Below are 11,064 nucleotides of genomic sequence, written 5' to 3'. Positions count from 1 at the left end.
GTGTTGTGGCACAGCCCTCTCTATATGAAATGTTGACTGGATTTTTTGCCGGCGGATTGGCCGTTGAGCAGGTCAGCGAAGAAAACCAGCTGATTTTATCGGTGCTGGATAACATTCAGCGCATTTTGAATGCTCGTCGTGGCACATTGAGTCATCTAGACGACTATGGCTTGCCAGATATGAGCCGTATTATTCATGGCCTACCGGGCTCTGCGCATAGATTGCTGCAGGTGTTAAGCAGCACCTTGTTGAAATATGAGCCAAGAATCAAAGGTATTAACTTAAGCCTCCTACCTGAAATCGAATTTGGCAAGCTCAGCTATGCGTTAGAGGCAGAGTTGCATGAGTTAGGTGTGGTGCGCTTTGGTACCGAGTTTGTCGCAGATGGACGCGTGTTAGTACGGCACTTAAAAAAACAACAGTTTTTATCGCAGCGTGAAACATTGTGAAGTCAGTTTAGGATTATTGTCGAAAGGGATATGTATGAGTTTGCAGTTTGAGCAACATGTGAAACAAGGTGGCGACCCCCGTAATTTTCCTGACTTTGCCGCACTAAAGGATGAGTTAAGTAAATTGCACCACCCTGCGAGGCCCGATATTAATTGGCAATACGCCGAAAACCTGTGTTTATCTTTATTTCGTCAAAACGGTGTAGAGCTGCAAAGTGCCGCTTGGTACAGCTATATACGCACCCAACGCGTAGGTTTGCAGGGTATGAATGAGGGGTTATCACTGGTGCATGCTTTAATTTGTCATCAGTGGCAAACCCTGTGGCCTGCGCAGGTGCATCTGCGGGTTGAGATTTTAGCGCAACTGAGTGAGCGCTTACTGCAAAGTGTGCGTGGTTATCAAATGCTGTATAGCGATTTACCTGCACTGTACAAAGCTGAAAGCTTTTTAAGCGCGATCTGTAACACCTTGGAAACATTGGAGTTAAAGTATTTAAGTCAGTTAGAGCGTCTGCATAATTTTGTTCATAACGCCGCTAAACGCTTAGAAAGTTTAGAGGGCACGGACAGTGAATTATCAACCATTGAGCACAGCGATGTTACCTCTCGAAACGGTATACCGAGCACTGTACCGCCCGATAATACACTGGTGTATGTGGTACAGACTGAGCCTAAAGAACAGTCGTTGATACCCGGTCAAGGTGTGCAGCAAAAACGTAAAAGCGAGTTACTGGTAGGGCTATGCAGTGGCCTTTTACTGGGTGCTGGACTATTGGCATTGAGTCTGTGGGTATGGCAGCTGTCGGCGCACAATTCATTGCAAGAGCAGTTAGCGCCCAGCTTTTTTATTGCGCCAGTATTGCTTAGTGAATCTCAGCGAGTAACTTTAGATCCCGAACAGTTGAAGGCTGAGTCGAGTTGGTTGCTGAGCACTACAGCTATGCAGCTTGAGCAGTTAGAGCGATTTACACCTGTGTGGGCGCAAGAGCACGCGCAAGGCTTGCTAAAGCAACTGCAGCAATTGCTACCGAACAACGCCGCTGCGTCTGCTTTAGGTGAACAATGGCAACAGCAGTTGCAGCTGAATGCAATATCTATTGATGACCTTCAAGCATGGCATGCCGGTATGGAGCAACTGGCAGAGCTGAGTGCAAAACTAAATACCTTAGATGAAAAACGCGGACGCTATATGACCGTGTCAGAACTGAAGACTGCGGTATTTAATATTCGCGAAGCCTTTACACAAAAGACACCGCTCGAAGAGCGTCTAAATCAACTACAAGAATCCAGTCGTAATGGCCCGCTAGCTCCAGCTTTAGTGCAACAAACGGATGCCGACTTTAAACAACTGCTCAACCGTTATGCGTTGATTAAGCAAGGGAATAGTTATCAGGAGTGATTTGTTTTTTCAGGACGCGGATTGCATAAGGCTTTAATTAACGAATTTAACTCAGGTGAAAATAATGAATAAACAATTATTAATAACCGGGCATGTTTTTGAACTAGAAAAAGATTGTATGTGTAAATATCAGGGATGTGAAAAAATGTTGAAATGTATGCGGTGGTTTTTATTAAGTATTACTGTGCTGGGATTAAGTGGGTGTGCAACGAATTGCAATATTTTTTCCGGAAGTAACAGCTTAGCTTGTGATGCCAAGCTTCCGGTGTCTGTAAAAACACTACATCTTTGGATGGGCCATATAGATGACGCCACTTGCCAATGCGCCGCTCAAGAGTGCGCCGTGAGCTTGCTGTAAAAAGGTCTGAATGGAACTCGCAAAGGTGATCGAAGATGCCTACAGGCGTGATCTCATTGTCCCTTTGAAGCATTGGCACAACGATGTTTTCCCACACTTCAGCCAATGGATCGGATCGCGTACGCCAAGACCTTTCTTCAGTTTTTGGATGTAACTCGTGTTTGTCGATGCGTCGAGCAGAGCGTTCGGATATGCCGGCTTTGGCAGCCGCCGCTGCTTGATTTTCAGTCTGTCTAAACTTCATATATCTCTTGACCTGTTGATCGGTGATTTTATTACCCGACACAGCGAACCCTCCGTTCTGCTGCGTCGAACATTATCAGATCAACCGGCCAAGATAGTTGTCGCTAGACCGGACAAGGTAATTGTCGCTTAATAGCTTTAGCTCAGTTTAATGTTCCAAGACGAAAGTATATCGATGTCAGCAGCTGGTGTGCGGCAATTGTTCGAGCAACGCTTGGAGGTATACAGCAGGCTGCAGATCATTGGCCTTGGCGGTTTCTACAAGGCTATAAAGTATAGCGCTGGCTTTAGCGCCGCTGCGGGTGTTGGAAAATAACCAGTTTTACGGCCAATCACAAAAGGTTTGTAGGCTGCCACGGCCTACGGCCTCATAGAGAGTTTGGATCTAGGGTTGGCTTTGCAGTGATGTTTTATCAAGTGTTTCCTTAGGTTTGAGAAACTGGCGAGATAATTATGCATCTGCGTCATTTCTATACTCAATATTCTATTGCAGCAGCGCTTGGCACTATAAATTATTGGCTGTGGGCAGTAGAATAGGTGCTTTATCGCATAATTCTCGTGGAGTTGAAGGCATGTCAGACGTCAAGAAGGTGGTTCTCGCCTATTCCGGTGGCTTGGACACTTCGGTCATTCTTAAATGGCTGCAAGATACGTACAACTGTGAGGTTGTTACTTTTACCGCTGATTTGGGTCAAGGTGAAGAAGTCGAGCCGGCACGTGCTAAAGCGCAAGCTTTAGGTGTTAAAGAAATCTACATTGACGATCTACGCGAAGAGTTTGTTCGTGACTTTGTCTTCCCGATGTTCCGCGCCAACACAATTTATGAAGGCGAATATTTATTAGGTACTTCAATTGCGCGTCCGCTGATTGCTAAGCGCTTGATTGAAATTGCCAACGAAACCGGTGCTGATGCGATTTCGCACGGTGCAACCGGTAAAGGTAATGACCAAGTACGTTTTGAGTTGGGTGCTTATGCACTTAAGCCAGGCGTGAAAGTGATCGCGCCTTGGCGTGAGTGGGATTTATTGTCCCGTGAAAAGCTGATGGATTACGCGGCGAAGCACAATATTGAAATTGAGCGTCACGGTAATAAAAAATCACCGTACTCAATGGATGCCAACTTACTGCACATTTCTTATGAAGGCGGCGTGTTGGAAGACACCTGGACTGAGCATGAAGAAGAGATGTGGCGTTGGACTAACTCACCTGAAAATGCTCCAGATAAGGCGCAGTACATTGAGTTGACCTACCGTAAAGGTGATATTGTTGCTATTGATGGCGTTGAGAAATCTCCGGCAACAGTTTTAGCTGAGCTGAATCGCATTGGTGGTGAGCATGGCATTGGCCGTGTGGATATCGTGGAAAACCGTTATGTGGGCATGAAGGCTCGCGGTTGCTACGAAACCCCAGGCGGCACCATTATGCTCAAAGCGCACCGTGCCATAGAGTCCATTACTTTAGACCGTGAAGTGGCGCACTTAAAAGATGGTTTAATGCCTAAGTATGCTGAGTTGATTTACAATGGCTACTGGTGGAGTCCTGAGCGTGCCATGTTGCAGACGATGATTGATGCGTCGCAAGCAAACGTGAACGGTGTGGTGCGTTTGAAACTGTATAAAGGCAATATCACTGTGATTGGCCGTAAATCAGACGACTCACTGTTTGATGCAGCCATTGCCACCTTTGAAGACGATGCAGGCGCTTACGACCAAGCAGATGCGGCAGGCTTTATTAAGCTCAATGCCTTGCGTTTACGCATTGCAGCCTCCAAAGGCCGTAAGTTGCTGTAAGGTTGCTATAGCAAGCTTAGCTTCTTCGGATAAAAGCCACCCTTGCGGTGGCTTTTTCATTGTTTACTGATGATCAGCGCTACAGTATGCAAAGTACTTGCAGGTTGCATAATTTAGCGGATAAGCGAGGGCTGTATGAGCGAACAAAAAAGAGAAAGCATGGCCAATTATATGGCCTTGGAAACCGCCATCAGTAATGGCGAAGAAGAGCTGGTGAAGCAGCTGTTAGACAATCGCGAGATGCTTGATATTGAGAAAAGCTATCTGCTTGATTTGGCTGAGCTCAATGGTAATCAGCTGATTATTAGGCTGCTTAAGGCGGTTCCTGTTAAAAAATAACAGCTAGTTAAATTTTAGTCTGGCGCAGGCCAGCAAGCTGGAAAACTTGTGCAAGGCTGGAGCTGTCTAGTGAGACTGAGCTCCGAGTGTGTACAGGGTTTGATTGATGGCGCTGTAATAGCGCAGAGGAGAGTAAGCTGATGAGACTTTTACATACGATGTTACGGGTTGGCGACCTTGACGCTTCCATTGCTTTTTACACTGAAGTATTGGGCATGCAGTTGTTGCGTCGCCGCGATTATCCCGAGGGTAAGTTTACCTTGGCATTTGTTGGTTACGGTGATGAGGCCAGCAACAGCGTCATTGAATTAACCCACAACTGGGGGGTTGAAAAGTACGACCTGGGTGATGGTTACGGGCATATTGCTTTGGAAGTCGAAGATGTTTATAAGGCTTGCGAAGATATTCGCGCCCGCGGCGGTAAAATTACCCGCGAACCAGGCCCAATGATGCATGGCTCCAGTATTTTAGCCTTCGTTGAAGATCCAGACGGCTACAAAATTGAACTGCTCTCACCAAAGCGCGCTGATTAGTTCTTGCTGGGGTAGGACAGCTTGTATTAAGCAGTCCTGTAAATAAAAACGGGCAGCCTGTTAAAGCAAGCTGCCCGTTTTTTGTGCTGTGCTAACAGCAGGTCAAGCCTAGCTTAGAGCGACTCTGCGTGCTCCTCTGTATAGCCACCGCCAAGGGCTTTATACAGGTTGATCTCGCTGGCTAACTGCGCAAAGTGCGTGCTAATCCGTTGCTGCTGTGCATCAAACAGCAAACGCTGCGCATCCAAGCGCGTCAGCTGATTATCAATGCCTTCTATGAAGCGGCGATCAGCCAAGGTGTAGTATTCCTCACCGGACTGCACCAGTTCATCATGGGCGATCAGCTGTTGCTTGTAGGTCATGCGGTTGCTTAAACCATCGGCCACTTCTTGGAAAGCGGTTTGAATGGCTTTCTCGTAACTGGCTACGCGAATATCTTTTTGGATTTCACTGTAATCCAAGTTCGCCCGTAAACGACCGGCATTAAAAATAGGCAGGTTAATGCTTGGTTTAAATAGCCATGAGCCACTGCCGCTATCAAATAAGCCAGATAGATCTGGGCTTAAGCTACCTGCGGTGGCGGTCAGACTGATGCTGGGGAAAAACGCTGCACGGGCAGCACCAATATTGGCGTTAGCTGCTTTGAGTTCGTATTCCGCTTGTAGAATATCAGGACGACGCTGCAGTAAATCTGCTGGTAAACCCACAGGTAACTTAGCAAATTTAAAATGCTTGAGTGGTACTGGAGTGCTGATATCAATGTCTGGCTCACCGCCCAGAAGTAAATTCAGGGCATTGCGGCTTTGTGCACTCTGCCGCTCAAACTGGGCCAGGCTGACCCGCGCGCTACTGGTCGAAGTACGTGCTTGCTGCACTTCCAGTAGCGAGGCCACACCAGCATCATAACTGCGCTCGACCAGTCTTAAGCTATCCTCATAGGTCGCTAAAGTATCGCGCACCAATTGCAAGGCTTCTTGATCAGCTTGCAGAGAGAGCCAAGCGGTAGCCACGCTGGCAATTAAGCTCAGTTGAGTACTGCGCTGCGCTTGCTCGCTGGCGAAGTAGGTTTCTAAGGCTTGATCACGCAAGCTGCCTAAACGACCAAATAAGTCCAGTTCCCAAGCGGTGATGCCTAAGTCTGCAGAGTACTGGCTGTTAATGGTCGAGTCATTGCCGGCTGGATTCATATTGCCGGGAATGCGCTGGCGGTTCGCGCCACCGCCAGCATCCACTGACGGAAAACGCGCGCTGCGTTGAATGCGGTATTGCGCGCGGAAGGCATCCACATTCAGTGCAGCAATACGCATATCGCGATTATTGTGCAAAGCCGTTTCAATTAAGCTTTGCAGTTGTTGATCTTGGAAAAACTCACGCCAATCAGGCAACACCACTGCGCTGTGTTGAGTATCCACAGTATCCCATTGTGCAGCCACAGGGGAGGCGGGTTGCTGATAGTTTGGAATCAGTGAGCAACCCGACAGTGCCGCTAATAAAGCAGCGGCTAGGGCGGTATGTTTCATTGTCCGTCCTCCAGTTTGCGGTCAGCAGCTGATTTAAATAAGCGGCTCACTAGAACATAAAATAATGGTACAAAGAACACTGCCAAAAGCATTGCAGTGAGCATTCCGCCAATCACCCCAGTACCAATGGCGTGTTTACTACCGGCACCAGCACCGGTGGCAATCGCTAAGGGAGTAACTCCTAAAACAAAGGCTAGAGAAGTCATAATGATGGGGCGGAAACGTATACGGCTGGCCTCGATGGCAGCATCCACTAAGCTTTTGCCGCCTTCATGTTGAGCCTTGGCAAACTCCACAATCAAAATGGCGTTACGCGCTGACAAACCAATGGTGGTCAACAAGCCAATTTGGAAGTAGACGTCATTGGATAAACCGCGGCCATAGGTGGCCAATAACGCACCAATAATACCCAGTGGTACCACCAGCATCACCGAGAAAGGAATCGACCAGCTTTCATACATGGCGGCCAAACATAAGAACACCACCAGCAATGATAACGCATATAAAGCTGGCGCTTGACCACCGGAGAGCTGCTCTTCATAGGACAAGCCAGTCCAAGACATGCCTATGCCTTCAGGCAGCTTCTTGCTGAGCTCTTCCACCGCAGCCATGGCGTCACCGGAGCTGTAACCTGGGGTTGGGCTACCCAGAATCTCCATTGCAGGTACACCGTTATAACGCGACAGTTTAGGTGAGCCGTAAGTCCACTCACCGTGAGCGAAGCTGCTAAAGGGCGTCATTTCGCCTTTATCGTTACGCACATACCACTTGTCGAGATCTTTTGGATCCATGCGGGCGCCGGCTTCAGCTTGGATAAAGACTTTCTTCACCCGGCCGCGGTCAATAAAGTCGTTGACATAGCTGCTTCCCCAGGCTGAGGACAGGGTTTGGTTGATATCAGCTAGAGATAAGCCCATGGATCTGGCTTTCTCATCATCAATAGTTAACTTGTATTGTGGCTCATCACGCAAACCGTTGGCCCGTACTTGAGTTAAGCGCGGATCTTCATTGGCCATCTGCACAAACTGGTCGCGGGCTTGGCTCAAGACCTGGTGACCGACACCAGCGCGGTCTTGCAAGTACATATTAAAACCGGTGGCATTACCCAGCTCCATTACTGCCGGTGGCACAAAAGCAAACACCATGGCATCGCGGAAAGTGAAGAAATGCTGCTGTGCGCGCTGGGCTAAAGCAAAAACGCTTTCGCTGGGCAGAGTACGCTCATCCCAAGGCTTAAGACCAATAAAGGCCATGCCGGAGTTTTGACCGCGACCGGCAAAGTTAAAGCCGGTAATGGCAAATACAGAGCGAACAGTGTCACTCTCTTCTTCCAGCAAGTAATCACGCATCTTGCTAACCACTTCATAGGTGCGCTCTGCGGTCGAGCCAGCAGGGGTTTGCACCTGGGCAAAGAGTACACCTTGGTCTTCATCAGGCAAAAACGAGGTGGGGATTTTAGTAAACATCCAACCCATGATTGCAATGATAATCACGTACAACAACAAGTAAGGTGTTTTGCGCTTGATCATCGCGGCCACACCTTGCTCATACTTGAGAACGCCGCTGTGGAAGGTGCGGTTAAACCAACCGAAGAAACCACGTTTTTCCAAGTTACCACCTTGCGGAATGGGCTTGAGCATGGTGGCACACAGCGCTGGTGTAAAGATTAACGCAACCAATACCGAGAGCACCATGGCGGAAACAATGGTGACCGAGAACTGCTTATAAATTTGTCCGGTTGAGCCCTCAAAGAAGGCCATGGGGATAAATACGGCAGAGAGCACCAGACCAATACCGACCAGTGCACTTTGAATTTGGCCCATAGATTTACGGGTTGCTTCAATGGGCGATAAGCCTTCTTCCTCCATAATCCGTTCGACGTTTTCCACCACGACAATGGCGTCATCCACCAAGAGCCCGATGGAAAGTACCATGGCGAACATGGTGAGGGTGTTAATGCTGTAGCCAAATACGGCGAGGACACCAAAGGTCCCTAAAATAACTACAGGCACCGCTAAGGCGGGGATTAAGGTCACGCGGATGTTCTGTAGGAATAAATACATCACCAAGAACACCAGAACAATAGCTTCTGCTAAGGTGACAACTACACCCTTAATTGATGCAGAGATAACCGGAGTAGTGTCGTACGGGTAAACAATTTTCATTCCCGCTGGGAAGAAGGGCTCCAGCTCGGCTAAGGTTTCACGCACTGCGCGGGCAGTGTCCAAAGCGTTAGCGCCAGTGGCCAGTTTGATTCCGATACCGGTGGCAGGGCTACCATTATATTCAGCATTGATACTGTAGTTTTCACCGCCGAGTTCAACTCGCGCAACGTCTTTTAAGCGTACTTGTGAGCCGTCTTCATCAACTTTGAGTAAGATGTTTTCAAACTGCTCAGGGGTTTCAAAACGGGTTTTACCAATAATGGTTGCCGTCAGTTGCTGATTAGCTACTGCGGGTAAACCACCCAACTGGCCGGAGGACACCTGTACGTTTTGTGCGCGAATTGCATTAGCAACGTCCACCGGAGTAATGGCAAAGTTGGTTAATTTGCCAGGATCCAGCCAAATACGCATGGCGTAAGGCGCACCAAAGATCTGGAAGTCACCAACACCGGCTGTTCGTGAGATAGGGTCTTGAATGTTGGATACAGTGTAGTCGGCCAAGTCAAAGCGTGACATGCTGCCGTCTTCAGAAATGATACCGACAACCATTAAGAAGTTACTGGCTGACTTGGTAACGCGGATGCCTTGCTGCTGCACTTCTTGCGGCAAGAGTGGCGTCGCCAGTTGCAGCTTATTTTGCACCTGTACTTGGGCGATGTCTGGGTCAACATCTTGCTCGAACGTTACGCTGATGCTCATGCTGCCATCGGAGTTACTGTCGGAGGAAATGTAGCGCAGACCATCAATACCATTGAGCTGCTGCTCAATGACTTGCACCACGGTGTCTTGCACAGTTTGCGCAGAAGCACCTGGGTAGCTGACCGAAATGCTCACCGAGGGTGGGGCAATGCTCGGGTATTGATTCACTGGCAGTTTAAGAATTGCCAGACCACCAATTAACATAATTACTAGGGCTAATACCCAAGCAAAAATGGGGCGGTCGATAAAGAAGTTCGACATGTAAAAAGTCCCTTATTGAGCTTGGCTTGTGTCGGTTGTAGTTGCTTTAGTTGAAGCTGCTTCAGGTTGCACATTATTGGCTGGGAAGGTTTCAACGGTCATGCCCGGCTGCACAAATTGCAGGCCTTCGGTAATCAGTTGCTCGCCTTCTTTTAAGCCTTCGGTGACTAACCAGCGGTTGCCGACGGTGCGTTGTGCGACCAAGGTGCGCAGCTCAACTTTGTTGTCCGGGGTCACGACAAGGGCGGTTGCTTCCCCTTTAGGGTTGCGGGTGATGCCCTGTTGTGGCGCCAAAATTACTTTATCTTGTACGCCGTCAATTAAACTGGCGTGGACAAACATACCGGGCAACAACATGCCGTCTGGGTTAGGGAAAACCGCACGAATGGTGACTGAGCCTGTGCTGGCATCCACTGATACTTCGGAGAACTCTAAGGTGCCGCTGTGTGGGTAGTCGCTGTTGTCTTGTAACTTCAAAGTGACATGAGCGGCACTATCGCTGGCTTTTTTCAGTTGTCCGGCAGCCAGCTCACGGCGTAAACGCAGCAGCTCATTGGCCGACTGGGTGACATCAACGTAGATGGGATCAATTTGTTGAATCACTGCAAGCTCTTGCGCTTGGCCATTGCTGACTAAAGCACCTTCACTGACGCTGGAGCGACCAATGCGCCCAGAAATGGGTGCCAGTACGCGGGTATAACGTTGTTCAATTTTCGCCCGTTCCAGTGCAGCCTCTGCTTCAAGGCGATTAGCATTGGCATCATCATATTGTTGACGACTGACGGCACGTTCTTCGACCAGCACTTTATAGCGCTCAGCTAATGAGCGTACTGCTAATAAATTGGCTTGCGCGCTTTTTAAGTTAGCTTCATAGATGGCTGGATCAATTTGATACAGTTGCTCATTGGCTTTGACATCACTGCCTTCTTTAAACAGACGCTTTTGGATAATGCCGTTGACCTGTGGGCGGACTTCCGCAACACGGTAAGCAGCTGTTCTGCCGGGTAGCTCACTGGTTAAAGTATAAGATCCTGACGATAAAGTGACGATACCTACTTTGGGTGCCGGCTGTTTATCGCCTGTTGCTGATTCGTTTTTGTTGTCGCAGGCACTGATCAGTAATGCGCTAGCGAGAGTCAAAGCGACAGCAGTAGCGCGTGATGAAGAGCGGGTCATAAGTCTTTTCCTAATTAGAATCTTTTAGCACTGCACGGTTAAACGCACGCAAATACGGGTGCAGGGGAGTTGCCTAATTATGCACTGCTTTGGGAATAAATACAGTGCGTTTCATTCAGCAGGGTAATATAC

The 11,064-nt window shown here is 48.5% G+C and carries 9 protein-coding genes and 1 pseudogene; 5 read left to right on the top strand and 5 right to left on the bottom strand.

Features of this window, described 5'->3' with window-relative positions:
* The first annotated feature begins 5 nt into the window (after nucleotides 1-5).
* Together tssE and O6P33_RS10710 are read left to right on the top strand one after the other, a co-directional pair.
* Nucleotides 6-449, top strand: coding sequence for a type VI secretion system baseplate subunit TssE (gene tssE, locus O6P33_RS10715; protein ID WP_269817768.1), 444 nt, complete (start codon nucleotides 6-8; stop codon nucleotides 447-449).
* A 34-nt stretch (nucleotides 450-483) separates the two neighbouring features.
* On the top strand, nucleotides 484-1,848 hold the full coding sequence (locus O6P33_RS10710; protein ID WP_269817767.1) for a VasL domain-containing protein: 1,365 nt from the start codon (nucleotides 484-486) through the stop codon (nucleotides 1,846-1,848).
* 179 nt (nucleotides 1,849-2,027) lie between these two features.
* On the opposite strand, the gene O6P33_RS10705 is transcribed toward O6P33_RS10710, so the two are convergent.
* Together O6P33_RS10705 and O6P33_RS10700 are read right to left on the bottom strand one after the other, a co-directional pair.
* Nucleotides 2,028-2,492, bottom strand: coding sequence for a hypothetical protein (locus O6P33_RS10705; protein ID WP_269817766.1), 465 nt, complete (start codon nucleotides 2,490-2,492; stop codon nucleotides 2,028-2,030).
* A 135-nt stretch (nucleotides 2,493-2,627) separates the two neighbouring features.
* Nucleotides 2,628-2,809 (bottom strand): annotated as a pseudogene (locus O6P33_RS10700) (transposase domain-containing protein); the annotation flags it as partial.
* Nucleotides 2,810-3,021: 212 nt separating this feature from the next.
* On the opposite strand from O6P33_RS10700, the gene O6P33_RS10695 reads away from it, so the two are divergent.
* The 3 genes from O6P33_RS10695 to gloA all read left to right on the top strand — a co-directional run bounded on the left by O6P33_RS10695 (nucleotide 3,022) and on the right by gloA (nucleotide 5,111).
* Entirely contained in the window at nucleotides 3,022-4,239 is a 1,218-nt protein-coding gene (locus O6P33_RS10695; protein ID WP_269817765.1) for an argininosuccinate synthase, read from the top strand.
* A gap of 135 nt (nucleotides 4,240-4,374) precedes the next feature.
* Nucleotides 4,375-4,578: a hypothetical protein gene (locus tag O6P33_RS10690; RefSeq protein WP_269817764.1), complete on the top strand. Its 204-nt coding sequence runs from the start codon at nucleotides 4,375-4,377 to the stop codon at nucleotides 4,576-4,578.
* A gap of 140 nt (nucleotides 4,579-4,718) precedes the next feature.
* Nucleotides 4,719-5,111 (top strand): lactoylglutathione lyase, encoded by a 393-nt coding sequence (gloA, locus tag O6P33_RS10685; RefSeq protein ID WP_269817763.1) that lies wholly within the window; start codon nucleotides 4,719-4,721, stop codon nucleotides 5,109-5,111.
* Between the two features lie 113 nt (nucleotides 5,112-5,224).
* On the opposite strand, the gene O6P33_RS10680 is transcribed toward gloA, so the two are convergent.
* Genes O6P33_RS10680 through O6P33_RS10670 form a run of 3 tightly spaced genes read right to left on the bottom strand, consistent with a single transcriptional unit; the run spans nucleotide 5,225 to nucleotide 10,932 of the window.
* The gene (locus O6P33_RS10680; protein WP_269817762.1) at nucleotides 5,225-6,631 is read right to left on the bottom strand and encodes an efflux transporter outer membrane subunit; all 1,407 of its coding nucleotides are present in this window, start codon (nucleotides 6,629-6,631) and stop codon (nucleotides 5,225-5,227) included.
* Entirely contained in the window at nucleotides 6,628-9,756 is a 3,129-nt protein-coding gene (locus O6P33_RS10675; protein ID WP_269817761.1) for an efflux RND transporter permease subunit, read from the bottom strand. Before O6P33_RS10675 ends, O6P33_RS10680 begins: the two co-directional genes overlap by 4 nt.
* A gap of 12 nt (nucleotides 9,757-9,768) precedes the next feature.
* Nucleotides 9,769-10,932, bottom strand: a complete 1,164-nt coding sequence (locus O6P33_RS10670; protein ID WP_269817760.1) for an efflux RND transporter periplasmic adaptor subunit — start codon at nucleotides 10,930-10,932, stop codon at nucleotides 9,769-9,771.
* Nucleotides 10,933-11,064 lie beyond the last annotated feature (132 nt).

Source organism: Denitrificimonas caeni (assembly GCF_027498055.1).
Lineage (GTDB): Bacteria > Pseudomonadota > Gammaproteobacteria > Pseudomonadales > Pseudomonadaceae > Denitrificimonas.
This window is presented reverse-complemented; position numbering and strand designations above follow the sequence as displayed.